The organism is Phenylobacterium sp., assembly GCF_036563385.1.
GTDB lineage: Bacteria > Pseudomonadota > Alphaproteobacteria > Caulobacterales > Caulobacteraceae > Phenylobacterium.
On sequence record NZ_DATCML010000019.1, the window covers coordinates 57,121 to 82,810 of the forward strand.

The window sequence follows — 25,690 nt, forward strand, 5'->3', positions numbered from 1 at the left end:
CCGTGTACCCTGGCCTATGAGCACGCCTGCCATGACCGACGCCCGCCTGCCCGCGCCCGTGCGCTATCAGATCCGCTGGACCCGCGCCCTCGAGCTCGCCGCCGTCTCGGCCAGCCTGCTGGCCCTCGTCGCCCTGCTCGTCTAGCTCTTCGGCGGTCGCCAGCCCCAGCGCTTGTCGGGCATGCCGCCCTTCGGGCGTCGCGTGGCGAGGTCGAACTCGTCGCCCTCGGTGAGCACGTGCAGCCGCACGTCGTGCATGGAGAGCGCATAGTCCGCCTCGGCCTCGGCGACGTTCGAATGGCTCACCTCGGCCCCGTCCACCACATAGACGGCGGCCCGTCCGATGACTGTCATGCGGCCCTTCTCGAACACCGCGGCGGTGTCCTCGTCGATGCCGACCCCGAGCACGCGCGGATTGTGCGCCACGGCGCCCAGCAGGCGGCCGATGCGGCCCCGCTCGGCGAAATGCTGGTCGATGATCATGTCGCGCACCAGGCCCAGGCCCGGCGCCATGTGCAGGTCGCCGATGCGGTAGGACTCGGCGCTGGGGCCGCGGACCAGCATGGTTTCGCTCATCATCGAGGCGCCTGCGGACGTCCCGGCGACCACGCCTCCGCGGTCCAGAAGCTCCCGGACGCGGGCCTCGATGGGCGTGTCGCCGACCTGGCTAGAGATGCGGAGCTGGTCTCCTCCGGTGAAGAAGACGCCGGCCGCCCCATCGAACAGGGCCAGCTTTTCCGGGTCGCTCGTCTCGTGACGTTCGTTGACGTAGAGCTCGCGAAGCTCGACCCCTTCCCCCCGAAGCGCCTCTTCGTACATCTCGAAGTAGCCCTCCGGCTCGTGGCTCGCCACGGTCGCCAGGACCAGCACGCCGCCCTGCAGCCGGTCGGCCACGTACTTCAGGATCAGCCGGTCGCCGTCCTTGTCCTCGTGACCGCCGATCGCGATCAGCGGGCCGCGCTCGCTCATTCTCGTTCCTTCTCTGTGTGGCAAGCCAACGCCCCGGCGGGGCGGCGGCTCCCAAGGCTCAGGCGTGCGGCCGGTTCTCGCCGTCCGCGCCCGTCGCGCGCCTGCGGATGGGCTCCGGAAGGTCCTGCGAAAGCTGCGGCAGCGTGTCGGACGTCGCCCTCGGCCGCGCCGCGGGACGGAACGACAGCACGCTGCGCCAGACGTCCTCGACCTCCGTCAGGGTCAGCACCACCAGGTCGCCCGGCCGGGCCAGGGACATGGCGGTTTCGGCCGCATGGATCTCGTCGGAGACGCGATGGATCCGGCGGTCGTGGGCGCCGGCGCGGCGCGCGCCGTCGACCAGCAGGTCGATGATCTCGCCTTCCTTGCGTCCCCGGCGGCTGGGATCCTCGCGGAAGACCAGCTCGTCGAAGGTCAGGGCCGCGACTTCGCCCATCTCCCGGATGTCCTCGTCACGGCGGTCGCCCGGGATGCTGATCATGCCGATCTGCCGCGGATACATCGGCCGCAACTTCACGAGCAGCTCGCGAAGGGCGATCAGCCCGGCCGCGTTGTGCGCGTAGTCGGCGATGACCCGGAAGCCATGGCCGTCGAAGACGTTCAGCCGGCCCGGGTTCTGCTCGAACGCCGTGCCGAATGTGGCCAGCGCCAGCCGCACGGCGTGGATGTCCACCCCGTGGGCGATCGACATGGCCGCCGCGGTCATGGCGTTCTGGACGTTGAATTCCGCCAGCCCGCCGATCGTCGCCGGGATCTCGGCCGCCCGCATCAGCAGGCGGCGGCGGCCCTCCTGGTGCAGAACCAGCTCGCCGCCGCCGTTGTCCGGCTCGCGGACCACCGCCAGTCCGCCCTCCAGGATGTGCTCGCGCAGGAACCGGGGCATCCGCTCGCCGCCCTGCAGCGAGAAGAAGCCGATGCGGCCGCCGGCCCGCCGCCGCATCCGCGCGGTGAGCACGTCGTCGGCGTTGAGGATGCTGACCCCGTGGCTCGCCACGTTCTCGACGACCACCGACTTCACCCAGGCGAGGTCCTGGACCGTGTCGATGCCCTTCATGCCGAGGTGGTCCGGCTGGACGTTGGTCACCGCCCCCACATCGCACTTGTCGAACGCCAGGCCCTCGCGCAGCAGCCCGCCGCGGGCCACCTCGAAGACCGCGGCCTCCACGATGGGGTCGTGCAGCACCATCCGCGCGCTCTTCGGACCCGAGGCGTCCGCCTTCAGCACCTGCTCGGAATTCACATAGACCCCGGAGGTGTTGGTCAGCCCCACCGTCAGGCCGGTCTGGCGCAGGATGTGCGACAGCATCCGGCCGGTGGTGGACTTCCCGTTGGTGCCGGTGATGGCGAAGATCGGGATGCGGCCGGTCTCGCCTTCGGGGAACAGCATGCGCACCACCGCCGGGGCGACTGGCCGCGGGCGTCCGACCGTCGGCTGCAGGTGCATGCGGAAGCCCGGCGCGGCGTTCACCTCGACGATGCCGCCGCCGACCTCGCGGGCGGACTTGGAGATGTCGGGGCTGATGAAGTCGATGCCGGCGATGTCCAGCCCGAGGCTCAGCGCCGCCCGGATGGCGATGCAGGCGTTGTCCGGGTGGATCTCGTCCGTGCGGTCGACGGCGGTGCCGCCGGTGGACAGGTTGGCGGTGCCGCGCAGCATCACCGCCTGCCCGGCCAACGGCACGCTGTCGAGGCTCATGCCGTTCTTTTCGAGCAGCTGCCGAACCTGAGCGTCGATCTTGATCTTCGTGAGGACCTGCTCGTGGCCCTCGCCGCGCCGGGGGTCGCGGTTCACCGCCTCGATCAGTTCGGCGATCGTGCTCTCGCCATCGCCCACGACGTGGGCGGGGATCCGCTCGGCCACCGCCACCAGCTCGCCGCCGACGACCAGCAGGCGGTGGTCGTTGCCCTCGAAATGCTGCTCCACGACCACGCGCCGGCTGTGCTCCGCCGCCACGGCGAACGCCTTCCGGATCGCGTCCGGCTCGGTCAGGTCCGTCGTGACGCCACGGCCGTGATTGCCGTCCAGCGGCTTCACCACCACCGGTCCGCGCAGTCGCGCCGCCTCACGCACCGCATCGTCAGCCGAGCGCACCACCGCGCCCTGCGGCACCGGCACGCCGGCCTTGGACAGCAGGGTCTTGGTCAGGTCCTTGTCCGAGGCGGTCTCCACCCCGATGAACGAGGTGCGCCCGGTGATGCTGGCGCGGATGCGCTGCTGGCGTTTGCCCCAGCCCAGTTGCACCAGGCTCTGGTCGTCCAGCCGCATCACCGGGATGCCGCGACGGCGCGCCTCGGCGACAATGGACCCGGTGGTGGGGCCAAGCCCGGTGCGCCGCTCCAGCTTGCGCAGCTGCTCGAGGGCGGCGGTCAGCTCGAACGGCTCGGGCGTGGCGCCGCGGTGCAGGATGTCGAGCCCCCTCACGCCGCGCAGCTCGTCCGGCAGCAGGTCGTTGACCAGCTCCAAGGCCAGCCGGCCGGCCAGCAGGCCCGGCTCTTCCTCCAGATACTCGTAAAGCACGTTGTAGACGCCGGGATGCCCCTTCACCGAGCGCGTCTTGCCCTTGGTGACCGGGATGTTGGCCAGCGACTGCAGCTCGATGGCCACGTGCTCAACGATGTGGCCGAGCCAGGTCCCCTCGCGCAGCCGCTCCACGAGCCCGCCGGCGTGCCCGCGGCTGCACGCGTGGTTGTGCAGCGTCGGCAGGCGCTCGAGCAGCGCGTCGGTGAAGCCCTCGATCGTATTGGATGGAAACGCCTCCAGCGCCCCGAGGTCCAGCTGGAAGCGGATCATCGGAATGTCGCCGAACAGGTGCGGGCCCCGATAGACCGCGCGTTCGATCACCCGCATGGGACCTGCGGGTTGGGTGTCCTGGCCGGAATTGCTCAACAAAGCCCCCCGAATGTTCATCTACCTGACGAAAGCCACGGCCGTTTGGGACGTTCCTGCTGATAACAAACGATAATCGGCCGGCCGGCTGCTCAAAAGTGGACGGGAACCCTCGCTGGGCGAGGCGCGTATTCCTGGCGAGCCGCCACCGCGGCTCGTGTGATCCGGAAGTGCAGGCTCCCGCGTCCCCCAACGCGCGGGGGCCCGTTTCCGTGGGCCAAGGAACCAAGCTCCGCCGCCCGGGTTCTCACATTTAGGTCAACGGGAGACGCCAACCATGAAGCGTGGATTCTATCTGGCTGCGGCCGCTGTCGCAGCCCTGTCGCTCGCCGCCTGCCAGAAGAGCAACGAGACGGCCGAGAACGCCGCTGCGTCGGCCGGGGGCCAGACCCCCGCGGTGAACGCCGCCCAGGACGCTGTCGGCGCCGCTGTCGGCCAGGTCTCCGCCGCCACCGCCGGGGCCAACACCCTGCAAGGCTACGTGATGAACGCGGCCATGGGCGACATGTACGAGATCCAGGCGGCGCAGATCGCCCAGCAGAAGGGCAAGTCCGCCGAGGTGAAGTCGCTGGCCAAGATGATCCAGACCGACCACACCGCGGCCATGAACCAGATGAAGCCGATGGTCACCGCCGCCGGCCAGACCCCGCCGGCTGCTCTCGACCAGCGCCGCCAGGGCATGATCGACAACCTGAATGCGGCCCCGGCCGACCAGTTCGACAAGGTCTACCTGACCCAGCAGGTCGCCGCCCACGAAGAGTCCCTGACCCTGCACAAGGGGTACGCGGAAAACGGCGACAACGCCGACCTGAAGGGCCATGCGGCCAAGGTGGCGCCGAAGATCCAGGCCCACCTCGACCAGGCCAAGCAGCTGGCCCAGAAGATGGGCGCCGCCAACTAAGACCAGCTTCGCTCCGTCGAGGCATGACGGCCGCCCCTCATGGGGCGGCCGTTTTCTTTAGCGCGGGACCTCGCCGCTGTTGCCGTAGCCGGCCTGGGACGAGCCGGTCGCGTTCTCGCCGGCCGCCTGGCTGACGCCCTGGTTATTGTCGGCCGCCGTCTGCTGGTCGCCGGCCGACGTGCCGCCGGTCCCGCCCGAACCCAGGTGCGCGTCGCCGCCGCCGCCGGGACCGGCCGACGAGGCGCCGGTGGAGCCCGACGAGCCCGAGGCGCCGCCGGTGTCGCCCGAGGCCAGCGGCCCCGTCTCCTGGCCATAGCCGGTCTCGTCCTCCTGGCCGGAGCCGAAGCTGCGGTCCTCACCGCTCGATCCAGGCAGGGAGCCGCCGTTGGTCAGGCTGCCTTCCACCTGGTCTCCGCTCGGCCGATCGGTCTGGTCGGGGCCTTGGCCCTGCTGTTGGTTCATCTCGCGTCCTCCTTGCGGTTGCCTCACGGCCAACCGCGCCCGGGGAATGCGGGTTCCGGCTAGGCGAAGCCGGCGTCGAGATCGGCCATCACGCGATCCACGAGGGGCGCCCACTCACCGGCCGTCTGCTGCCGGTAGAGGCGCATGGTGGGGTACCAGGGCGAGTCCGTCCGGCCGCGCAGCCAGCGCCAGTCCGTCTTCAGCCGCGGCAGCAGGGTCCAGGTGGGCTTTCCCATGGCGCCGGCCAGGTGGGCGATGGAGGTGTCGATGGAGATCACCAGATCCAGCCCATCGATGATCGCAGCGGTGTCGGCCATGTCGGCGACGCCCGTGTCCTCAGGCTGCAGGCTGATCGCGCCCCGGTCCAGGAGCCGCCGCGCCAGTTCGGGCGGCAGGCTCTTGTTGCGGCCATTGAAGCCGGTGGGGCTGGCCTGCCACGCCAGGCCGATCCGCGCGTCGGGCCGCCACCGGGCCTTCCGGTCTTCAGGCGCCGAAAGGTAGGGGCCCGCCCAAAGATCGTTCGCCCCCACCCCCAGCCGCCACGGCAGAGTGAAATAATGGGTCCACAGGTCGGGGCGCTCCAGCTGGGCGCGCGTGCCGGCGTCCAGCGCCACGGTGGCGTCCACCCCCGGTGCGGTCAGGAACAGCGGCGCCAGCGGCCCGCGGCAGCCGGCGGTCACCCGCCCGGCGCCTCGCGCCTTCAGCAGGCGTGCGAAGCGGATCATCTGGATCTGGTCGCCCAGCCCCTGCTCCACCTGGATGAACACCGAGCGTCCTTCCAGGGGCTCGCCCGTCCATTCCTGCCAGGCCGCGTTCGCTCGTGGGACCACGTGGGCGTGCAGCCGGGTCCGCGCCTCCAGCAGCGGCCAGCCTTCGGCGTAGCGCCCCACCGACAGCAGGATCGAGGCCAGCGAGAGCTTTGCGACGTCCGAATCTGGCTTCAGGGCCAGGGCGGTCCGGTACTCGATCTCGGCGAGGTCGACCTTGTCCTGAGCCGAATAGATCGCCCCTAGCCGCTGACGCAGGTCGGCGCTGCCCGCCCGATGCTTCACCGCCAGCTGCAGCCAGTGCTCGGCCTCGGCGAACTCGCCCATCTCACCCAGGCAGTAGCCGAGATTGGCCGCCAGGCTGACGGTGAGCCCCGACCGCGCGGCGACGCGGTAGGCCGCCACCGCCTCGGCCCAGCGCTGCTCGCGCTGCAGCCGCGCGCCGTCATCGGGGCTGGGTGCGGGCGCTTCGGAATCTGCCATGCGGGCGCCTTCTAGCCCAAGCCACGACGCACCCCAAGGCTCACGCCGCGGCGGGTTCCGCCGCTTCCCGGTCCAGCCGCGCCAGCACTTCGTCCAGCGGCAGGGCGCGCGCCACCAGGAAGCCCTGGATGGCGTCGCAGCCCAGCTCGGCGAGAGCCTGGCGCACGGCCTCGTCCTCGACGCCTTCGGCCACCACCGCCATGTCCAGGCTGTGGGCCAGTTCGATGGTCGACCTCAGGATCAGCCGGTCGCGCTCGGCTGTGGCGGCATCGCCCACCAGGGACTTGTCCAGCTTCAGTTCGTCGGCCTTGATCATCTTCAGGTAGGCCAGCGACGAAAGGCCGGTGCCATAGTCGTCGATGGCGATCTTCACGCCCGCGGTGCGGTACGCACGGATCGCCGACATCGCGGCCTCGGGGCTGCGCACCACGGCGGTTTCGGTGATTTCGAAGGTCAGGTCGCGCGGGTCGCGCCGCACCGCCTTCAAGGCCCGCTCGAGGAATGACCCATCGCTCAGCAGCAGGGGCGAGACGTTCAGCGCCAGGTTGATCGAGTGGCCCGCGGCCCGCAGCTTTGCGCGGTCCGCCAGCAGGCGGTCGAGGCCCCACTCCGTCACCGCGCGGATGTTGCCGGTCTCCTCCGCCGCCGGGATGAAGTCGTCCGGCGCGATCGACCCGCGCACCGGGTGGGTCCAGCGGATCAGCGCCTCGAGCCCGGCCAGCCGGCCTGAGACGGGGCAGACCTTGGGCTGGTAGTGCAGCTCGAACTCCCCGCGGCGCAGACCATTGCGCATGTCGCTCATGAGGGCGAGGTTCATGGACGGGTCCACGAAGGCCGAGGCGTCGAAGGCGACGCTGCGGCGGTGGGTCTGGCGGGCCCGGTCGAGCGCGATGGAGGCGTCCTCCAGCAGCCGCTCCGCGGTGTCCTCCGCCCGGAGTCGGTGGGCGATCCCCAGGCGAACGAAGACGTCCACGGCGTGGTCGTCGATCTGGTACCCGGGGTCCAGCTGCTCCACCTGCTGCAGCCGTTCGCCCAGCTCCGCGCGGCTCGGCGCGGACAGCACCAGGCCCAGGACCGAGGTCGACAGGTGGGCGACGCCCGCCTCTCCGGTCACCTTCGCCAGCCGCTCGGCCATGGCGCGTACCACCTGGTTGGCGAGGCCGTAGCCCACCGCCCCGCGCATGGTCGGGTAGCGATCGATGCCCACGGCCACCACGGCGACGGCGGCGTCCGTCTGCATGCGCGCGGCAAGTTCGGCGGTCAGCGCCCGGCGGTTGGGCAGCTCCGTCTCTGGCTCGTGCAGCGCGAGGTGCAGCAGCCCCGCCTCCCGCTCGCGCACGATCTCCGCGGCGCGCCGTTGCAGTTCCGAACGCACGGTCCAGATCAGCATCAGCACCTGCGCGCTCAGCACCGAAGCGATGTCGAGCGTGAGCGGCAGCAGAGCCTGCGCCAGGAACGACGCCGCCACCGCGCCGCTCGCCACCGCCAGGTGGCGGGCTAGCAGCCGGCGGAACGACAGGGCCAGGCCCCTGGGCCGGAGCAGGAAGGCGACGAGGCCGGCGATCGCAAGCATGGCGTAGGGATGCAGCCGCTTCAGATCGCGCCCAGCCCGCATGCTCTCATAGGCCAGGGCGTGCACATAGACACCCGGCAGGGTGCCGAAGCGCGGCGTGGCGAACTCGTCGCCCAGCTCCAGGGCCGTGGCCCCGATCAGCACGGAGCGGCCGCGCACCAGCGCCGGGTCGAAGCGGTTGCTATAGACGTCCTCGAAGCTCACCCGCGGCGCCTGTTCCACGCGGATCCCGTAGTCCAGCAGGAAGCTGCCCGAACCTCCTGGCAGGCTTCCCGCGAGCAGTGCGCCGATCGCGGGCCGCACCCCCTCGCCGCCCTCAAAGCCATAGGCGTAGCGCCTGACGCGGCCGTCACGGTCCACCGGCACGTTGACGCTCGCCAGGACAGCCTCGTCGGACATGGCCGCGAGCGGCATGCTCTCGACCATGTCGCCCCGCGGGCTCAGCGAGCTCTGCTGAACGAACGTCGGCAGCACCACGGCGCCCGGGACGGCGCGCACCGCGGCGGCCAGGCGGGCGTCGGCCTGGGCCGACGAGGGCGCGCTGAAGTCCACGTCGAAGGCCACCACCCCGGCGCCGGCCGCCTGCAGGTTCTCGATGGCCTGGGCGTAGCGCGCGCGGCTCCAGGGCCACTGGCCCGCGGCGCGCAGGCTGGCGGTGTCGATTTCCACGACCGCCAGGCTCTGGCTCGCCGGCCGGCGAAGCCACTCGAACCGCAGCTCGGCGAGCCCGTCGTCCAAGGGCTGCAGGAGGCCGGCCAGCTGGGCTGCCGCCACCAGCGCCATGGTCGCCACGAGGCCGGCCGCGCGCTTGGCGAGGCCGGCCCAGTCCCGGGGGGCCGCCGGATCATCGGCGGCCCGCGATGTCCAGGGAAGGCGCATCAGCCGTTGCGTCCGTTCCCGTTGCCGTTGCCGTTGCCGCTGCCGTTGCCGCCATTTCCGGCCGGCGCGGGCGGCGGGGCGGGTTCGAGACCGCCGTTGCCATTGCCGCTGCCGTTGCCGTTTCCGTGGCCGCCGCTGACGGGCGGAGCCGGCGGATCGGCGCCGTTGCCGTTCCCGCTCGGCGGCGGCGGAGGCGGCGCGCCGACGTTTCCATTGCCACTGCCATTGCCATTGCCGTGGGGCGGCGGCGGCGGCTCGGGGTTTCCGTGGCCATTGCCGCCGTTGGGGGCGGGAGGGCTGGGCGGTCCGCCATTGCCGGGACCGTTGTCCGGCGCGCCGCCTGGCTCGGGCGGCGGCGCCTCGGCGCCCGCGCCGTTACCGGCGCCGGCTCCATTGCCATTGCCGTTGCCGTTCCCATTGCCGTTCACCGGCGGACCGCCCTCCTGGTGGCCGGGCGGCACGCCGCCGCGGCCGACGCCGCTGTCGGCCCCGTTGGCCTGGCCCGGCGGGGTCTCGCCGGAACCCGGGCCATTGCCCTCGTTCGCGCCGCCATGGGCCGGCGGACCGCCGTCCTGGTGGCCAGGCGGCACGCCGCCGTGGCCGACCCCGTTGTCGGCTCCGTTCGCCTGCCCAGGCGGGGTCCCGCCGGCGCCGACGCCATTGCCGTTCCCGTCCTGTGGTGGCGGGGCCGGCTGAGGCGCGGGCGCGGGCGCGGGCGCGGGGGCGGGCGCAGGCGCAGGGGGTTGGGCCGGGGCCGGCGGCGGCTCCGCAGCCGGCGGGGTCGGCGCCGGCGCTTCAGGCGCGGGCGGCGCCGCGGGCTCCGGCGCCGCCGGGGCCGCCTCGGCGGTGGCGGGCGGCGGCGCGGGCGGCGCAGGCGGCGCAGGTTGCGGCGCCGGGACCACCGGGGGGCTCGCTGGCGCAGGGGCCGGGGCCGGCGAGGGAGCGGGAACAGGAGCCGGGGCCGGGGCCGGGGCCGGAGTTGGCAGGGCGGCGGCGGGCGCTTCCACCGCCGGCGCGGGCGCAGGCCCGGGCGCCGGGGCGGGCGCAGGCGCCGGGCCGCTCTCCTGACGCGCGGGCGTCTCCAGCTCGGCGAGGCGAACCGCGGCGGCGCTGCTCGCCGGCGGCGCGGCGGGGGCCGCAGTCGCGCTCTCGGCGCTCGCTTGCGGAGCGGCCGGCGCCGCCGCGGGGCCGGCCCCCGTCGGCGTGGCCTGCACCAGGCCGTCCGAGACGGCCGCATAGTTCAGGGGCTCGACCTTGGCCGCCGCCTCGGGGGACGCCTGGGGCGAAGGGGTTGTCTTGCTGACGGCGCCGGGCGCCTCGCGGCTGACGCTGGCGGTGGTCCCGGCCGGCACGTCGGAGCCGGCCCCGCCGCTGGACGGGCGGACCTCCACCAGGCCTTCGGCCACGTGCACGGTGTCCGACTGCGGCCCCACGTTGACGGTGAACGTGGTGCCCTTGACGATCGCGGCCAGCAGCGGGGTGTCGACCCGGAAGTGCTTCGACGGCTGCTTGTCCACCTGGAACAGGATCGAGCCCAGGTCCTGGACGATGCGCACCATGCCCGGCTGATCTTCCGGCGCCACGGTCATGCGGCTGTTGGCGCCCAGCACGATCTTCTGGGCGCCGTTGAACAGCGCTGCGCGCCCGCCAGCGGCCGTCGTGATGTTGGCGCCGACCGGCACCAGCTGGTTCAGCGCGGCGGGCGCCGCAGCCCGCCCCGGCGCCGCGACGCGCACGGTGCCGGTGACCTCCACCAGCTTCCAGTCCGCCGCCAGTGCGGCGTTGGAGCCGAAGACCACCGCCGAGGTGAAGACCGCCGAGACGGCAATGCGAAAAGCACGCATCATTCAGACCTATTGTATGGCGACCAAATACGCGGCCTTGTCACGAATACTTCCCGGACATGCCACAGCTAGGGCTAACGTTGCGCTAATAAAGGAAAAATTTGTTCTTGGTTAGCTGCTCCTTCATCTTGCCGTCGCAAAATGGTCACCTAAGAACATTATTTACCATGGTGGTTCGGTGGTCTTCAGGGGGAGGCATGGCGGGGTAAGGCCGGCACGCATCGGCGTGTCCGCGGCCCTCGGCCTGGGCGCCTGCGCCGCGCTGGCCACGCCCGCCATGGCCGCGGCCGCCACCCCCGCGAAGGCGCTCACGCCCAAGACCTGCGACGCCGCCGGCGAACCCTGTTTCGTGCTGATGGCGCTGACCATCGACGGCGTCACCGCCTATCCGCTCAAGGCGCTGGCCCCGCTTTACGCCGACCACCTGACGCGCGAGGTCTCGATGACCGACCTCGCCCGCATCGCCCAGGCGATCACCGACAAGTACCGCGCCGACGGCTATTTCCTGGCGCGCGCGGTGGTGCCGCCACAGGACGGCCCAGAGGGCATCGTCCGCCTGGTGGTCTACGAAGGCCACGTCAGCGCTCTGCAGGTGGACGGCGCCGCCGCCCCTGCCGTCCGCGCCCTCCTGGAGGGGGTGACCGACGCCCGGCCGCTCAAGCTCGCGGACCTCGATCGCCGCCTGACACTGGCCACGGACCGGCCGGGCCTGAAGCTCAAGAGCCACCTCGAGCCGGTGCTCGACGATCCGGCCCAGCACCGCCTGGTCGTCCAGGCCGACCGCCAGCCCCTGACCGGCAGCCTCTACGCCGACAACCGGGGCACGGAATCGGCCGGCCCCTGGCAAGTCTATGGCCGGCTGGCCGCCAACTCGGCGCTCGTGGCGGGCGACCAGGCGGCCGTCTCCCTGCTCACCGTGCCGCAGGATCCCAAGGAGTTCAGCCAGGGCGAGCTGTCCTACCTGTTCCCACTGGCCACCGGCGGCAGCCTGGGCGTGCGCACCTCGGCGGCCCGGGCCCGCGACGCCTCGGCCAACCTCGGGCAGGTGGTCGGCAACGAGAACCGGGCCGGCGGCCTGCGCCTCTCGCACCCGCTGTCGCGCGGCCGCAAGCACGCGCTCTGGGCTGCGCTCGCCTTCGACGCCAGCCAGGTGGTCCAGGACTGGGGCCTTGCCGGCGGCTACGAGGACAACCTGCGGGTCGTGCGCGCCTCGCTCTTCGCCCTGCGCCAGGAGGACGGCCGCACCACCACCGCTTTCGCCCAGGTCTCCCGCGGGCTGGACGTGCTGGGCGCCAGCGACAACCCCGGCCGCACCCGCTCGCGCTGGGACGCCGACGGCCAGTTCTGGAAGATTCAGGCGCACGGCTCGCACTATCGCGACCTCGGCCGACGCGCCGGCGTCTACGTCCAGGCCGACGCCCAGTGGTCCCCTGACCCGCTGCTCGCGTCCGAAGAGTTCGCCGCCGGCGCCCTGCCCTACGGCCGGGCCTACAACTACGCCGAGATCGCCGGCGAAAACGGCGCAGGCGGCCTCGTGGAGATGCGCTACGGCTTCGACCCCAGGTCGGCCGCCCTCAGCTTCTTCCAGGTGTACGGCTTCGCCGACGCCGCCAAGGTCTGGCGCAAGAACGCCGCGCCGGGCTTCGACAGCGCCGCCCTCGCCTCCGCGGGCGTCGGCACCCGGCTCACCTTCAACCGAAGGGTCACCCTGCGGATCGAGGCGGCCCGGCCCCTGACCCGCACCCCCTATGTCACCCGAGACAAGGACTGGCGGGCCTTCGTCTCGCTGACCGCCGGCTTCTAGACGAACCAGTCGTTCTGGGCGTGCCAGGCTGAAGCCGTCGTCCCCGCCACCGTCGTGACCAGGACCGCCGCCTTCGCGCCGCCGCCGTCCGGGTCGAACCACACCTGCGTGCCGCCGGCCCCGTCCGCCTTCAGCGCCAGCCAGCCGTCGCGCAGCGGGTCGGCGCCGGCGTAGCCCGCCGCCCGGAAGAGGCCGCGCAGGTCCAGCATGTCCTCGCCGAAGGTGAAGTCGGTGATCCGCCCCGCGGCGGCCGGCAGGCGGTCGAACTGAAAGATGTCGCGTCCGGCTCCGCCCGTCAGCACGTCGGCCCCGCGCCCGCCCACCAGGATGTCGTTCCCGGCGCCGCCGGACAGCGTGGAGCCGGCGTCGTTGGCGGCCAGCCGGTTGGCCAGATCGTTGCCGGTCCCGCCCTGGGCCGCGGCCCCGATCAGCTTCAGGTTCTCCACATTGGCCGCGAGGGTGTGGCCCAAGGCCGTGCTGAGGACGGTGTCGACGCCGCCGCCAGCCGCCTCGACAACGGCGTCCCTGGCGTGGTCGACGACATAGGTGTCGTCGCCGCCTTGGCCGCGCAGCGTGTCGCCGTTGCCCTTGCCGTCCAGGTAGTCGGCGCCGGAGGTCCCGGTCAGGGTGTCCTGCTTGGCGCCGCCGGTGAGGGTCCGCACCCAGGCCGCGCTCTGCGGCAGCTCGAACAGGACGTTCTGGTAGGACGGCCCCGGCGGCGGCGGCGGCGGCGGCGGGGGCTCGGCGGCGGGTCCCGCCAGGTTCCAGGCGCGGATGTAGTCGATCCTGAACTCCGCCGGCAGGGCGGCGTGGTCGACCGTCCCAGCCCAGCCGCCCAGCGCCAGGTTCGCCAGCAGGAACATCGGCTTGTTCATGTCCGCCGGGGTGGCCACGCGGTAGACCTCGACCCCGTCGATGAACCAGGCGGTCTCGCTTGGCGTCCACAGCGACCCGTACGTATGGAACCCGTCCACCGTGTCCGGCGTGTAGCTCGCCACGCCGCTGGAGCTGTGCCCGCCGATCGCGGAATGCGAGGTGGTCCACGAGGCCCGCGGGTCGTGGCCCAGCACCTCCATCACGTCCAGCTCCGGCGGCCATGAGCCGTCCTTCGGCAGCAGCCAGAAGGCCGGCCACGCGCCCTGCCCGGCCGGCACGTCCGCGCGCATCTCGAAGTAGCCGTAGGTTTGGCTGAAGCTCTCCTTGGTGGTGATCAGGCCCGAGGTGTAGCCGTAGCCGAAGATCTCGGCGTTGGCGGACGGCCGCGCCCAGATCGACAGCGTCCCGTCCGCATTGGCCACGAACGGGCTCTCGCCGAAGTCGCCGGCGTGGTCGCGGAAGTAGGGCGAGGTGTAGACCTGCTTCTCCTCGTTGCTCACCAGGGTGTAGCTGCCCACCCCCTGGGCTCCCTGGTAGCCGTAGTCCGGCCGCCAGACGCCGCCCGGCCGGCTCTCCGCGTCCCACAGCGACAGCGGGCCGGCGAACTCGTCGGCGAAGGTCTGCTGCCCCAGTAGGCCCGGGTCGAGCGACAGCTGGAAATTGGCGGCGGTCAGCTGGCCGACCGTCAGGTTCCGGAACACCAAACCATCGCCGTCGCCCATGTCGAGCCGCACGTCGGCGCCCGCCTGGCTGAGCCTGCCCTGCACCTGCGCGAAGCTGGTCAGCCCGGCCTTCAGCCTGACCCTGTCCTCGGCGGCGTTGAAGTCGGCGATCGCGTCGTTGCCCTCGCCCTTGTGGACGATGAACACGTCGGCCCCGGCGCCGCCCACCAGCACGTCCTGGCCGGCGCCGCCGTAGATCTGCTCCTTGCCCGCGCCGCCGGAGACGATGTTGTCCAGGGCGTTGCCGGCCGCATAGAGGCCGTCGCCGGACACGGCGAGGTTCTCCACGTTGGGATGGTCGGCCAGCGTCACGCTGTGCCAGGCGACGATCTTGTCGACGCCTTCGCCCGCCAGCTCGACCACCACGTCGCGGCGGTCCTTCAGGTAGTAGGTATCGTCGCCGCCGCCGCCGACCATGCGGTCTGCGGGCCCGCCCCAGAAGCTCTCCGCCGCCGCCGTGCCGGTGAGGGTGTCGGCGCCCGAGGTGCCGTAGTCGTCCCGCGTCGGCGGCGATGTCTCGACCGCCCACGCGCCGTCGTACTTCAGATACCCCACCACGCACCCCTGACCCAAGCTTTGCTGCTTGGGTCGGTGTTAGAGGCGGTGCATGCCTAAGGTTGAGCCGGCAGATTGTCGCAAGCGCGGCTGTAATCGTCGCACTCCGTTCTGCCGCTCTGCCGCAGAACGACAGACTTGCGCGTCGGCTCTACATACCGACGCGCAACTCAAAGCTTCACCTTAGCGCGGGGCGGACCTGGCCCGCCGCGCGCCCCGGTGCGTCGGCCTACTGCTTCAGCGAGGGATTGTCGGTGGTGGGCGTCCCCACGGTGCCCGGCGAACCGCCGGCCGTGCCCACTTCCGGAGTCGGCGAGACCGCCGGGGCGGAGCCGTCGGCGGGCACCCGGCCCGTGGCCCCGGCGTCCGGCGACACCTGCCGCATGTCGTCGCTCTGCGCGGCTTCCGTGTCCGGCATGGCTGCGGCCACCGCCGAGTCCTGCGGGGCGGTGCCGGTCGGCCGGTCGCAGGCGGCCAGCGGAAGCGCCGCAAGAGCGGCGACGGCAAGCATGATCCTCATGGGTCTCGTCTCTCCTGAACCTTCCAGCCCTTAACGTCCGAACCGCCGCCTCGGGTCCTAGCCCGTGACCCGGACCACCTTGTCGGCGATGCGCGGCCTGAGCAGCATCCGCTTTTGCAGGGTGAACTCGCCCAGCAACACCCAGCGCAGCACCGGCCGATAACGATAGCTCACGTCCGCCACGATCACGCCCTGGCCCCGCGGCAAAGTATAGCCGCTGGGCAACGACGCCGGGGCGCCGCCTGCGTAAGGCCGGCCTTCCGCAAACCACTCGCGGCTGACCTTGCCCTGGCTGTCGGCTACGAAGCTCGACACCCGCACTCCCAGCCGCTCGGGCGGCAGAGGCGCGATGATCAGGTCACCGGCCAGGAAGATGTCAGCCAGCTTGGCCCCGTCCACCTGCCGCTCCTGGGCCACCAGATCGGCCACCGCCGAAGCTGTGTGCGCCACACGTCGATGGGACTCCACGAGATGCGCCGTCTCGACCGAGCCCAGCAACAGCAGCAGCATCACTGGAGCGATGATGGCGAACTCCACCAGCGCCGCGCCGCGCCGGTCGCGCCATAGCCGCCGCGCCGTCCGCCTCACTGGTAGGGCTCGTTCTTGAACGCGAAGCGGCTGACGATCAGCACATGCGTCCCGTCGACTCGCTGAAACGCGCCTTCGACGAAGGGCATGACCACTGGCCAACGGTAGGTCGCCGTCACCAGCACCACCTGCTCAGGCCCGCCCGCGTCGAAGGCCTCGCGCGCTGTCGCTGACCCTGGGTCCGAGCCCATCTGGCCGGCGGCGTTGGCGAAGCGGTTCATCGCCTGCACGTTGATCCGCAGGCGCTCGTTGCAGTTCTTTGGCCCGTCGGCCATCCGCGCGCAGATCAGGGTCCGGAAGGCGTTTGCCGTCCGTGGCCCGTCAGACTGGCCTGTGCGGATCTGGCGCGAGGCGCTCAGCACCGCCCCATGAAAATTGCCCGACATCATGCCCAGCACGCCGACCTCCAGCGTACCCAGGAGCATCACCAGGAAGACCGGCGCGACGATGGCGAACTCCACCAGAGTCGCGCCCCGCTGGTCGGCTGCCAGCCGCTGCGTCCTACGTCTGATCCAGGCCCGCATCCCCACAGCTTGGCACTTTCAACCGCCCCACGACTTATAAGGAAAGATCAGTGGCTTAGCTTGGTTCCAAACAAGCTGGGCCACAGTGTCGAATCTTCTCCGCTTCCGGGACTTTCGCCGATGTCGAGCATGCTGCGCAGGCTGAAGGCGCTCCCCGCCGATCGCTCCGGCGCGGTGGCCATCCTGCTTGCGATCGCGGTGATCCCACTTAGCATCGCGGCGCTTGGCGCCGTGGACGTATCGCGGGCCTTTTCAACCAAGACCCAGCTACAGGACGCCCTGGACGCCGCCACCCTGGCCGGCGCGCGCGAGCCCACCGACGACATCAACGAGATCAGGCGCGTGGCCAAGATCGCTTTCGACCAGAACCGGGTGAACGCTCCCTTCGAAGTCACCGCGGGGCCTGTCTTCAACCTCAAGGACAATAACCGCGTGGTGGAGGGGGACGCGAGCGCCACCGTCGACACCATCCTCGCGCACCTCGTGCTGAACGGTCAGGACATGCGGGTCAACGCCCACTCCGAAGTCCGACGGGCGGGCGCCAACCTCGAGGTCGCCCTGGTGCTCGACGTCACCGGCTCGATGAACAACCCGCCGAGCAAGATGGCCGCCTTGAAGGCCGCCGCCACCGAGCTCGTCGACATCGTTGTCGCCGACCGCCAGACGCCGTTCTTCTCGAAGATCGCTCTTGTCCCCTATTCGAGCGCCGTCAGGCTGGGCGACAAGGCCGCCACGGTTCGAGGCGACCTGACGAACGGTGTGGCCAGGATCGGCGACGGCCAGGGCAGCGACAAGAGCGAATACGCGGCCCGCTTTGACAAGATCGAGTTCCCTGCGCTGTACGGTTCGCAGCCGCGGGAAACGTTCCACGCCACCCCCTGCGTCACCGAGCGGACCGCTGACAAGCACGAGTACGACGACGTCAGCTACAGGACGGCTTTCGTCGGTCGGCATTACGCACCAGCCACTCGCGCGAGCGACTGCCTCTCGGCGCAGGTCATGCCCCTTACCTCCAGCAAGACGGCGCTCAAGGACAGCATCGCCCGTTTGCAACCTCAGGGGTCCACCGCCGGCCACATCGGGCTGGCCTGGGGCTGGTACATGGTCTCCCCCAACTGGGCCGACCTCTGGACGGGCGAGGGACAGGCCAAGCCCTACAACACGCCGGATTTGGTCAAGGTCGTCGTGCTGATGACCGACGGCGAGTTCAACACCATCTACCGCTACGGTGTCGTTGCGAAGGACTCACTCCCAGGAAGCCCGCGGCCGCAGATCAACGACAACTCCGACAACGGCTCGAACAGGAAGCAGGCGCTCGAGCTCTGCAAGAACATGAAGAAGAAGGACGTGGTGGTCTACACCGTCGGCTTCCAGCTGGTGGAGCCCACCGCCATCGAGATCATGGAAAAGTGCGCCACCAGCGGCGAGCACGCTTACCTGCCCGATAGCGGCCTCGAGCTGCGCGAGGCGTTCCGGGCGATCGGGCACGACATCGCTCGCCTGCACATCTCCCGTTAGCGACCGAGAAACGCCGCCGCGGCCCAGGCCCAGCCGGCAAGTGCGATGCTGACTCCGTAAGGCATCCGCCGCCGCATGGTAGCCGCGGCGCCCGCCGTGGCCAGCCTGCGGCCGGCCATGGTCACCAGGGCCTGCACTCCGCCGGCCAGCCCAAGCGCCAGCACGAACACCGGCAGCTCGCCGAGAGGGATCCACAGCGACACGGCGGCGAGCAGCTTCACGTCGCCACCGCCCATCGCTCTCATGACATAGAGGCTGAGCACCACGATGCTCACCGCGAGGAACGCGCCGCCGCGGGACACCCACTCGTCAGACGAGGCGGGGAACGCCAGCACCAGCGCCCCCGCCGCGAGGGCCAGGCAGAGCCGGTTGGGAATGCGATAGCTCTTCAGATCGCTCGCCGCCGCGCCCCCGAGCAGGGCGCCGAAGACGATCAGCGCCAGGATGCTCACGGCCGCGTCACCCCATCAGGCCGCGGATGAAGCGGATGGCCACCGGAATGAAGATCACGCTGGTCAGGCATGGAAAGATGAACAGCACCAACGGAAAGGCGAGCTTCACCGGCAGCTCGGCGGCCTTGCGCTCGGCGTCCAGGTAGCGGGTCTTGCGCATCTCCTCGGCGAAAACCCGCAGCGTGTCTCCCAGGCTCGCGCCGACCGCCTCCGACTGGATGATCATAGTGGTCAGCTGCTTGACCTCGTCGCCGGGGGAGCGCGCGGCCAGCCGGGTCAGGGCTTCGGCCCGGCTGGCGCCCGCCTGCATCTCCGCCAGCACAATTCCGAACTGTTCGGTGACGACGGCGTGCAGATCCCGGAACTCGGCTTCCACGCGCTGCAGAGCGGCGCTCAGCGTCGCGCCGGCCTCCAGGCTCACCACCATCAGGTCGATGGCGTCCGGCAGACCAAGGTACATGGCCTCGGTGCGCGCCTTGATTTTCGAGGAGAGGACGAGGTTCGGCACGAAGAGACCGATGTTCGCCCCCAGCATCGCCCCGGCCACGGCGCCGAAAACACCCCAGAGGTTGAGCGCCAACCCCGCGACGAGGCCCAGGACGCCCAGGAGTAGCGCCGCGGCCGCGCGGATGCCGAAGAAAGCCTCGGCCGCCCGGTCGGCGTAGAAGCCGGCCTGTACAAGCTTCATGCGCAGGCTGGCCCGCGCCTCGGTCTCCAGGCTGCCGCGCCCTGCGGTGCGGCCCCACCGGATTAGGCTGTCGAGCAGCGTCGGGAGAATGGCGGAGAAGGGTCCCTGAACCGCCGCCGCGCCCGGGCGTCCGGCGCTAAGCGCGGTCAGTCGCGAGTCGAACGCGCGGTCTCCCATGACCAACGCCGCGACGCCCGCGCCCAGCGCCAGAACCGCCAGCACCGTCGCCAGGAAGATGACCAGCTCCGCCATTGCGCCCTCAGATCTTGAAATTGATCATGCGCCAGATCATCAGCGCGCCGATCGTCCACATCAGCGGCGGGCCAGACATCAGGGGCCAGAACAGCGGGTCGCCCGAGACCTCTGTGTAGTATTCCGGCGCGATCAGCAGCAGCACGCCCACCACCACGACCGGCAGGGCCGACACCACCCAGAACGACATCCGGCCCTCGGCGGAGATCGCCGCGACCTTCTTGCGAAGCTGCGCCTTCGCCCGCATGGCTTCGCCCAAGTTCAGCAGCACCTCGGCGACGTTGCCGCCAGTCTCGCGGGTCACCTCCAGCGAGGCCGCGAACATCCGGAGCTCCGGGATCGGGAACCGCTGCAACAGGTTGCGCAGCGCTGTGTCGCGGTCCAGGCCGTAGCTCATCTCGGAGATCACCACCGACAGCTCCGGCCCCATCGGGTCCGGCATCTGCCGCGAGGCCACCGCCATGGCCGTGGTCACCGGGTGGCCGGCCTGCAGGCTGCGGGCCATCAGGTCGACGGCCTGCGGCATCTGCTGGGTGAACAGCCGTTGGCGCCGCGCGGCCAGGAAGGAGATCAGCAGCAGCGGGCTGGCCAGTCCGCCCCAGCCGGCCGCGGCCAGGGCGAACAGCGGCGGCACGCCGACAACCGAGAGGGCGATCAACAGGCCGGCGAACCCGCCCAGCGAGCCCAGCACCACCTGGCTCGGGGTGAACGGCGCGCGCGCCGCCAGCAGCCTCCGGCGCAGCGCCGGGATGCGCGCATCGATGAACCGCGCGAACGGACTTTCGTCCGGCTTCGGCTCGCCAGGCAGGGCCGGGCTCTCGACATGCGGCGCGTGTGGGCGACCCAGGCGGCGCTCGATGAGCCGCGCTTCGCCCCCGAAGCTCTGCACCGTCAGCCAACCGCCATAAAGCGCCGCGGCGATCGCCAGTGAAACGGCGAGGTAGGCGATCAGGATCACGGCCGCGCCCTCATGAGAACATTCCCTCAGGCAGGCTCACGCCCATGGCCTTGAAGGTGTCGAGGAAGCCTGGCCGCAGACCTGTCCAGACGAAGCGGCCCTGCACCTTGCCGGCCTCATCCACGCCGGTCTGCTCGAACCGGAAAATCTCCTGCATGACGATCACGTCGCCTTCCATGCCGTCGATCTCCGAGACGCTCACCACCCGCCGCGAACCGTCCTGGAACCGCTTGACCTGCACCACCACGTCGATCGCGCTGGCGATCTGGGTGCGCACCGCACGGGCCGGGAGATCGAGCCCGGCCATGCTGACCATCTGCTCCACCCGGGCCAGCGCATCGCGCGGCGTGTTGGCGTGCACCGTGGTCATGGAGCCGTCGTGCCCGGTGTTCATCGCCTGAAGCATGTCGAAGGCCTCGCCGGCCCGGACTTCGCCGACGATGATCCGGTCGGGCCGCATGCGCAGCGCGTTACGCACCAGATCCCGCTGGGTGATCTCGCCCCGGCCCTCGATGTTCGACGGCCGGGTCTCCATGCGCACCACGTGCCGCTGCTGCAGCTGCAGTTCGGCGGCGTCCTCGATGGTGACGATCCGCTCGCGCGGTCCGATACCCTGGGACATGGCGTTCATCAGCGTCGTCTTGCCGGTGCCCGTGCCGCCTGAAATCAGGATGTTCAGCCGGCACGCGACGATGCCCTTGAGTATCGCGCCGCAGGCCTCGTCCACGGTCCCATTGGCCACCAGCCGGTCCATGCTGAACGGGATGCGCGAGAACCGCCGGATCGACAGCAGGGCGCCGTCCACAGCGACCGGGGGGACCACCGCGTTGATCCGGCTGCCGTCCGGCAGTCGGGCGTCCACCATGGGCTGGCTCTCGTCGATCCGCCGGCCCACCTTGTCGACGATCCGCTCGATCACCCGCAGCAGGTGCTGCTCGTCGGCGAACCGCACCGGCGTCAGCTCCATCTGGCCGCGCCGCTCCACATAGACTTCGCGAGCGGTGTTCACGAGGATGTCCGAGATGTCAGGGTCGTGCAGCAGCGGCTCCAGCGGCCCGAAGCCCAGCAGCTCGTGCATCAGGTCGTCGATCAGCCGATGGGACTCGTCGGCGTTCAGCGGCAGGGCGTCTTCCTTGAGGATCGTGGCCACCAGCTCGGCCACTTCCTGGCGCACCTGCTCGGGCGAGCGCAGCGTGATCGTCGCCAGGTTCATCCGCTCGATCAGCTGCCGGTGCATCCGGGTCTTGAGTTCGAAGTAGTCGTCGTCCGCCGCGAAGGCGCCGAACGGGTCCGGCTCGAAGCTGCGCGTCTCGACGGCCTCGACCCGGGTCCGGGCTGCCGGCGCAACCGAGGTGGCGGCGAAGGACAGTCTCATGCGGCGATCTCGGTGAAGGCGAGGCCGGCGCTTAGCGCTTCCAGCCGGCCATCCAACTTGGCCGCGGCGGGCCGGAAGTCCTTGGCAAGCTTCGAATTGACGAAGGCGTCCACCACCAGCTGGCCGCGGTCGCTGGCTTTCACCGCCATGGGGTCGAGGGCCAGGGCGGCGTCGACGCCCATCTCCAGGCTCTTGCCGATCCGGCCGGGCTTCTCGAAAGCGTCGATCACGCCCGCCAGCTTGTTGAGCACGAGGAAGATCGGCCGCTGCACGCCGGCCTCGCCAAGCGCGTCCAGCACCCGGCGCGCGCCCAGCGCGCCCTGCACCGTCGGCGTGGTCACCAGCACCACGACGTCCGAGCGTTGCAGCACCGGGAACGTCCAGTCGGTCCAGGACGCCGGCAGGTCGATGATCGTGCGCTCGAAGGTCGCGGTCGCGTGCTCGATCAGGTCAACGGCGAAGTCGCCGCTGACGGCGTCCAGCGGCACCACAGTGGGCGGCGCCGCCAGCAGTTTCAGCCCGCTGGCATGCTCCGTCATCACGCTCTCCACGAAGCGGGCGTCCACCCGCTCCTGGGCGCGCAGCACATCAACGACCGTGCTGCGCGGCGTCAGGTCCAGCGCCAGGGCGGCGTCGCCGAACTGCAGGTCGAGGTCGATCACCGCGGTGCTGCGCGGCGGCCGCCCGCGCTTGGCGTCGCCCTGCGCCAGGAGCGCGCCGGCATTGAGCGCGAATGTGGTGGCCCCGGCTCCGCCGCAGCCCTTCACCACTGAGATCACCCCGCCGTTCATTGCGCCCACGAGCGGGTTGGCGTCCAGCACGTCGCGCAGGCTCGCGCGGACCACCTCGCCGGTAAACGGCCCGGTCAGCACGTCGGCGGCGCCCGCCCGGAACAGCAGCCGCACCTGTTCGCCGGAGGCGTTTCGCGCCGCCGCGACCACCTGCCGCTCGCGGGCGGTGAGCGCCAGGCGGTGGAAGCGCTCCAGGGCGTCCGGTGCGCCAGCGTCCACCTCCACCACCACGGCCGCGGCGGTGTTCGCCTTGCCGGACAGGCTGCGCACGCCTTCGCTGCGGGCGATCTCCAGGCTGAGGTTGCGCAGCCCGCGGATGGCCGCGCCCACCGCGCCGATCAGTTCGGAATCCGAGCCGACGACGAGCACATGGCGGTCAGATTTCATGACGTGTCTCCTGCGAGTTCGGCCGGTCGAAGGCGGTCACTTGCTGAGCCCCCCTCCGCCGCCGCCGCTGTCGTTGTCGCCGTTGGCCAGGTCGGCCGCGATCTCGGAGGTCGTGGTGGACGGCGGCTTCTTCACCTCACCGCGCTCGTAACGCCGGATGGCTTCGACGCCTCGGGCGGCGGAGCTCTCCGGCGGCTCGTCCGAGATCACCGGTGGCGGGATGATCTGGACGCCCATGCTCGCAACCGCTTGGCCGAAAGCTGGCGATGACGGCGCATCCAGCGGGGTCGTGCAGCCAGTCAGCACGACGCCCAGCGTCAACAGGGGGATGACAACGCGGTTCATCGGGCGGCTCCGGCGGTGGTTGGCGTCTTCACCCGATCCGTGACGCCCATCAGCAGCAGGTCGCTGGCTTTCGGCGCGCCCTGCAGGTCGGTGGGCAGCAGCAGGTTCTTGCGGTCGGTAGGCTTGGCGAGGTGCGCGGTGACGATGATCACCACCTCCGTCTCGTTCTTCTGGAACCCGGTGGAGCGGAACAGCGGCCCGAAGACCGGGATGCTCGATGCGCCAGGCACGCCGCGCAGGCTGTCGGAGAACTCCTTGCGGATCAGGCCGGCGATCGCGAAGCTCTGGCCGTTCTTTAGCTCGACCGTTGTCTTGGCCCGTCGGGTGGTGAGGCCCGGGATGCGCAGGCCTTGGAACTGGACGCTGTTCTCGCGGTCGAGCGCGCTGACCTCCGGCGCCACCAGCAGGTTGATCGTGTCGCCATAGACGGTGGGCGTGAAGCCGACGCTGACGCCGTACTGCTTGAACTCCACCGTCACGATGGCCTCGCCGACGCCCTGGATCTGCGGCACCGGGATCGGGAACTCGCCGCCCGCAAAGAAGGTCGCGGTCTCGCCTGACAACGCAGTCAGCTGCGGCTGAGCCAGGGTCGAGGCGAAGCCTTTCCGCTCCAGCGCCTCGAACAAACCTTGCAAGGTGTAGTTCTCCGCGACCCGGGTGACGATGCCGAGGTTGGCGAGAGCGTCGGGGTTCAGGGTGATGTCGGGAAACTTGTAGATCGACTGGTCGCCGCCGACGATCTGGGTGATGCCCAGCTGGCGCAGCGCCGAGCGCTGCACCTCGGCCACGTGCACCGACAGCATCACCTGCTCGGGGCCGCGCACGCTCATCAAGTTCACGACCTTTTCGGGGGCGTAGTGCTCGGCCAGCGCCATCGCGCGCGCCGCCACCGCCGACGAGGACACCGTGCCCGACAGCACCAGTCCGTCGCCCTGGGCCAGCACCTTGATCCCCTCGCCAGGCATCGTCTCGGCCAGGCCGCGCTGCATGCCATCCACGTCGTAGCCGACCCGCAGGTCCATGGCGGCGATGGGCCTGGGGCTGTCCCCGGCCGGCAGCACCGTCAGGCTGCTGGCGCCGGCCGCCTTGCCCAGGACGTAAAGGGTGCGGTCGCTAAGCGGCACCACGTCGGCCACCTTGGGGTCCCCGACCATCACCCGGCCGATCGTCTGGTTGAACCGCAGGATCTTGGAACCGCCGATCGGCAGCGACAGTTGTCCACCGTACCCTGAGCCGTCCGCCGTCACGGTCCGCACCGCGCTCTCGCTGGCGACCGCCTTGCCCTTGGTGCGCTGCGCCTGCGCCGCCGAGCCGCCGGCCAGCGCCAGCACGGCTGCGCATGCCAACACCAGCCCTCCCCGAAGGAAGGCCGGCCGGCCTGCGCGTTGCTGCTTCTGCATCCTGGTGTCCCCCTAAGATGTCGTCGTTGTGCCGCTCGCGCTCCCCCGGCGGCCGCTATTCGCGGGCGACGCGAACGCTCGTGGCGTCGGCGGCGCGGTAGATCTTGAGTGTGGGTCCCGACGGCCCCGCGTTTCGCGCCACGCGCACCACGCGGACCCGGGCGGGCGCTTCGGAGACGCCGGCGCCCGCGAGGCGCAGGTCGCCCGTGCGCATGGTGCGGGCGGCGGCGGGGCCGGCCGAGGCCAGCGGATCCGCGGAGCCGCGCAGCGCCAGGGCCAACGTGCCCACCTGCCCGGCCAGCGCCAGCTTCTGGGCCTGGTCGGGCGTCACCTCGACTGTGGCCGCCTTCGCCACGACGGGCTCGTTCTTGCGGTCGCTGGACACCTGGTCGACGGCCAGCACGCGCACGCCTTCCAGAAGGGTGTCGGAACGCATCACCTCCTCGCCCTCGGCGCCCTGCTTTTCGGGCCGGGTGACGATGACGTCGACGAAGTCGCCGGGCAGGACGAACCCCGCCACGCCGGTGGCGTCGTCGACGCGGATAGTGCTCGCCCGGTAGCCGGCGCGGATCACGCCCGAGAGCGTCGCGCGGCCGCCCGGGCCGGAAATCTTCGGAGCCAGGATCGGCTCGTTGGCCGCCAGGGGCGAGAGCGCCAGCCTGGGCTGGCCGCTGGTCAGCTCGCCGATCGAGCGGAAGGCGCCCGGCGGGGTCGCATCGCCCGGCCAGGGCTGCTCCTTGAGCACGCCGGGGCCGATCTGTTCGCCGAACGCGATGGGCCGCGCAGCGACCACGACGGTCGTGCGCGGCCCGGCTTGCGGTGCGGGGGCAGGCGCGGCGTTGGCGCCGCTGAAGCTTCGAAGGCTCCAGACCGCCACGCCGCCGAGAAGCAGCGACAACGCCAGGAGAACCAGGCCGACGCGACGCATGATGTTGTCCCCCGCGGCCGATCGCCTACTTGGTGTTGAGTGCGGTGTTGATTTCGCCGAACTTCGTGTTGAGCGACCCGCGCATCGTGATGATGGCGCCGACCACGAACACGGCGACGAGGCCCAGGATCAGGGCGTATTCGATCATCGCGGCGCCCTCTTCGTCCTGGCGCAGCTCGTCGATGAAGTTCTTGAATTGCCCGATCTTTGTCTGGGCGTAGGCATAGGTTTTGAGCATCGGA

Annotated in this window: 22 protein-coding genes; 3 read left to right on the forward strand and 19 right to left on the reverse strand. The window is 70.9% G+C overall.

Going from position 1 to position 25,690, the window contains the following annotated elements:
* Positions 1-141 precede the first annotated feature (141 nt).
* Both VIL67_RS19420 and cphA read right to left on the reverse strand, forming a co-directional pair.
* A complete protein-coding gene (locus VIL67_RS19420; RefSeq protein WP_332050577.1) occupies positions 142-969 on the reverse strand; it encodes a cyanophycinase in 828 nt (275 codons plus the stop codon).
* Between the two features lie 58 nt (positions 970-1,027).
* Entirely contained in the window at positions 1,028-3,856 is a 2,829-nt protein-coding gene (cphA, locus tag VIL67_RS19425) for a cyanophycin synthetase (protein ID WP_332050578.1), read from the reverse strand.
* 277 nt (positions 3,857-4,133) lie between these two features.
* On the opposite strand from cphA, the gene VIL67_RS19430 reads away from it, so the two are divergent.
* Complete coding sequence (locus VIL67_RS19430) at positions 4,134-4,757, forward strand: DUF4142 domain-containing protein (RefSeq protein WP_332050579.1); 624 nt, start codon at positions 4,134-4,136, stop codon at positions 4,755-4,757.
* 57 nt (positions 4,758-4,814) lie between these two features.
* Here the strand turns inward: VIL67_RS19430 and VIL67_RS19435 are convergent, their stop codons facing one another.
* The 4 genes from VIL67_RS19435 to VIL67_RS19450 are packed head-to-tail and all read right to left on the reverse strand — an operon-like array spanning position 4,815 to position 10,768.
* On the reverse strand, positions 4,815-5,219 hold the full coding sequence (locus tag VIL67_RS19435) for a hypothetical protein (RefSeq protein WP_332050580.1): 405 nt from the start codon (positions 5,217-5,219) through the stop codon (positions 4,815-4,817).
* Positions 5,220-5,278: 59 nt separating this feature from the next.
* Positions 5,279-6,469, reverse strand: a complete 1,191-nt coding sequence (locus VIL67_RS19440) for a glycosyltransferase family protein (RefSeq protein WP_332050581.1) — start codon at positions 6,467-6,469, stop codon at positions 5,279-5,281.
* Positions 6,470-6,509: 40 nt separating this feature from the next.
* Positions 6,510-8,921 (reverse strand): putative bifunctional diguanylate cyclase/phosphodiesterase, encoded by a 2,412-nt coding sequence (locus VIL67_RS19445; RefSeq protein WP_332050582.1) that lies wholly within the window; start codon positions 8,919-8,921, stop codon positions 6,510-6,512.
* The gene (locus VIL67_RS19450; RefSeq protein WP_332050583.1) at positions 8,921-10,768 is read right to left on the reverse strand and encodes a FecR family protein; all 1,848 of its coding nucleotides are present in this window, start codon (positions 10,766-10,768) and stop codon (positions 8,921-8,923) included. The genes VIL67_RS19445 and VIL67_RS19450 overlap by 1 nt, the downstream gene beginning before the upstream one ends.
* Before the next feature lie 223 nt (positions 10,769-10,991).
* On the opposite strand from VIL67_RS19450, the gene VIL67_RS19455 reads away from it, so the two are divergent.
* Complete coding sequence (locus tag VIL67_RS19455; RefSeq protein WP_332050584.1) at positions 10,992-12,569, forward strand: ShlB/FhaC/HecB family hemolysin secretion/activation protein; 1,578 nt, start codon at positions 10,992-10,994, stop codon at positions 12,567-12,569.
* On the opposite strand, the gene VIL67_RS19460 is transcribed toward VIL67_RS19455, so the two are convergent.
* The 4 genes from VIL67_RS19460 to VIL67_RS19475 form a co-directional block, all read right to left on the reverse strand.
* Positions 12,566-14,740 (reverse strand): family 16 glycosylhydrolase, encoded by a 2,175-nt coding sequence (locus VIL67_RS19460; protein WP_332050585.1) that lies wholly within the window; start codon positions 14,738-14,740, stop codon positions 12,566-12,568. The two genes, VIL67_RS19455 and VIL67_RS19460, sit on opposite strands and share 4 nt — an antisense overlap.
* A 211-nt stretch (positions 14,741-14,951) precedes the next feature.
* Positions 14,952-15,242 carry a hypothetical protein gene (locus VIL67_RS19465; protein WP_332050586.1) on the reverse strand — a complete coding sequence of 97 codons (291 nt, stop codon included), beginning with the start codon at positions 15,240-15,242 and terminating at the stop codon, positions 14,952-14,954.
* Positions 15,243-15,299: 57 nt separating this feature from the next.
* Positions 15,300-15,830, reverse strand: coding sequence for a TadE/TadG family type IV pilus assembly protein (locus VIL67_RS19470; RefSeq protein WP_332050587.1), 531 nt, complete (start codon positions 15,828-15,830; stop codon positions 15,300-15,302).
* Entirely contained in the window at positions 15,827-16,354 is a 528-nt protein-coding gene (locus VIL67_RS19475; RefSeq protein ID WP_332050588.1) for a TadE/TadG family type IV pilus assembly protein, read from the reverse strand. The genes VIL67_RS19470 and VIL67_RS19475 overlap by 4 nt, the downstream gene beginning before the upstream one ends.
* Positions 16,355-16,474: 120 nt before the next feature.
* Here VIL67_RS19475 and VIL67_RS19480 point away from each other — a divergent pair, with 120 nt between their 5' ends.
* Positions 16,475-17,872 carry a TadE/TadG family type IV pilus assembly protein gene (locus VIL67_RS19480; RefSeq protein ID WP_332050589.1) on the forward strand — a complete coding sequence of 466 codons (1,398 nt, stop codon included), beginning with the start codon at positions 16,475-16,477 and terminating at the stop codon, positions 17,870-17,872.
* Here VIL67_RS19480 and VIL67_RS19485 read toward each other — a convergent pair.
* From VIL67_RS19485 to VIL67_RS19525, 9 genes are all read right to left on the reverse strand, one after another.
* Positions 17,869-18,324 carry an A24 family peptidase gene (locus VIL67_RS19485; protein WP_332050590.1) on the reverse strand — a complete coding sequence of 152 codons (456 nt, stop codon included), beginning with the start codon at positions 18,322-18,324 and terminating at the stop codon, positions 17,869-17,871. The two genes, VIL67_RS19480 and VIL67_RS19485, sit on opposite strands and share 4 nt — an antisense overlap.
* Positions 18,325-18,331: 7 nt before the next feature.
* Positions 18,332-19,264 carry a type II secretion system F family protein gene (locus VIL67_RS19490; RefSeq protein WP_332050591.1) on the reverse strand — a complete coding sequence of 311 codons (933 nt, stop codon included), beginning with the start codon at positions 19,262-19,264 and terminating at the stop codon, positions 18,332-18,334.
* A 7-nt stretch (positions 19,265-19,271) separates the two neighbouring features.
* Entirely contained in the window at positions 19,272-20,222 is a 951-nt protein-coding gene (locus VIL67_RS19495; RefSeq protein WP_332050592.1) for a type II secretion system F family protein, read from the reverse strand.
* A 10-nt stretch (positions 20,223-20,232) separates the two neighbouring features.
* A complete protein-coding gene (locus VIL67_RS19500) occupies positions 20,233-21,597 on the reverse strand; it encodes a TadA family conjugal transfer-associated ATPase (RefSeq protein ID WP_332050593.1) in 1,365 nt (454 codons plus the stop codon).
* Positions 21,594-22,775 carry a CpaE/TadZ family protein gene (locus VIL67_RS19505; protein ID WP_332050594.1) on the reverse strand — a complete coding sequence of 394 codons (1,182 nt, stop codon included), beginning with the start codon at positions 22,773-22,775 and terminating at the stop codon, positions 21,594-21,596. The genes VIL67_RS19500 and VIL67_RS19505 overlap by 4 nt, the downstream gene beginning before the upstream one ends.
* A gap of 36 nt (positions 22,776-22,811) precedes the next feature.
* Positions 22,812-23,120: a hypothetical protein gene (locus VIL67_RS19510; RefSeq protein WP_332050595.1), complete on the reverse strand. Its 309-nt coding sequence runs from the start codon at positions 23,118-23,120 to the stop codon at positions 22,812-22,814.
* Complete coding sequence (locus VIL67_RS19515) at positions 23,117-24,469, reverse strand: type II and III secretion system protein family protein (protein ID WP_332050596.1); 1,353 nt, start codon at positions 24,467-24,469, stop codon at positions 23,117-23,119. The genes VIL67_RS19510 and VIL67_RS19515 overlap by 4 nt, the downstream gene beginning before the upstream one ends.
* Positions 24,470-24,575: 106 nt before the next feature.
* Positions 24,576-25,448, reverse strand: coding sequence for a Flp pilus assembly protein CpaB (gene cpaB, locus VIL67_RS19520; RefSeq protein WP_332050597.1), 873 nt, complete (start codon positions 25,446-25,448; stop codon positions 24,576-24,578).
* A 25-nt stretch (positions 25,449-25,473) separates the two neighbouring features.
* A complete protein-coding gene (locus VIL67_RS19525; protein ID WP_332050598.1) occupies positions 25,474-25,686 on the reverse strand; it encodes a Flp family type IVb pilin in 213 nt (70 codons plus the stop codon).
* Positions 25,687-25,690 lie beyond the last annotated feature (4 nt).

Coding starts and splice junctions, on each gene's coding strand:
- VIL67_RS19420 (WP_332050577.1), bottom strand. CDS start 969: ATGAGCGAGCGCGGCCCGCTGATCGCGATCGGCGGTCACGAGGACAAG.
- VIL67_RS19430 (WP_332050579.1), top strand. CDS start 4,134: ATGAAGCGTGGATTCTATCTGGCTGCGGCCGCTGTCGCAGCCCTGTCG.
- VIL67_RS19435 (WP_332050580.1), bottom strand. CDS start 5,219: ATGAACCAACAGCAGGGCCAAGGCCCCGACCAGACCGATCGGCCGAGC.
- VIL67_RS19440 (WP_332050581.1), bottom strand. CDS start 6,469: ATGGCAGATTCCGAAGCGCCCGCACCCAGCCCCGATGACGGCGCGCGG.
- VIL67_RS19445 (WP_332050582.1), bottom strand. CDS start 8,921: ATGCGCCTTCCCTGGACATCGCGGGCCGCCGATGATCCGGCGGCCCCC.
- VIL67_RS19450 (WP_332050583.1), bottom strand. CDS start 10,768: ATGATGCGTGCTTTTCGCATTGCCGTCTCGGCGGTCTTCACCTCGGCG.
- VIL67_RS19465 (WP_332050586.1), bottom strand. CDS start 15,242: ATGAGGATCATGCTTGCCGTCGCCGCTCTTGCGGCGCTTCCGCTGGCC.
- VIL67_RS19475 (WP_332050588.1), bottom strand. CDS start 16,354: ATGCGGGCCTGGATCAGACGTAGGACGCAGCGGCTGGCAGCCGACCAG.
- VIL67_RS19480 (WP_332050589.1), top strand. CDS start 16,475: ATGTCGAGCATGCTGCGCAGGCTGAAGGCGCTCCCCGCCGATCGCTCC.
- VIL67_RS19490 (WP_332050591.1), bottom strand. CDS start 19,264: ATGGCGGAGCTGGTCATCTTCCTGGCGACGGTGCTGGCGGTTCTGGCG.
- VIL67_RS19500 (WP_332050593.1), bottom strand. CDS start 21,597: ATGAGACTGTCCTTCGCCGCCACCTCGGTTGCGCCGGCAGCCCGGACC.
- VIL67_RS19505 (WP_332050594.1), bottom strand. CDS start 22,775: ATGAAATCTGACCGCCATGTGCTCGTCGTCGGCTCGGATTCCGAACTG.
- VIL67_RS19510 (WP_332050595.1), bottom strand. CDS start 23,120: ATGAACCGCGTTGTCATCCCCCTGTTGACGCTGGGCGTCGTGCTGACT.
- cpaB (WP_332050597.1), bottom strand. CDS start 25,448: ATGCGTCGCGTCGGCCTGGTTCTCCTGGCGTTGTCGCTGCTTCTCGGC.
- VIL67_RS19525 (WP_332050598.1), bottom strand. CDS start 25,686: ATGCTCAAAACCTATGCCTACGCCCAGACAAAGATCGGGCAATTCAAG.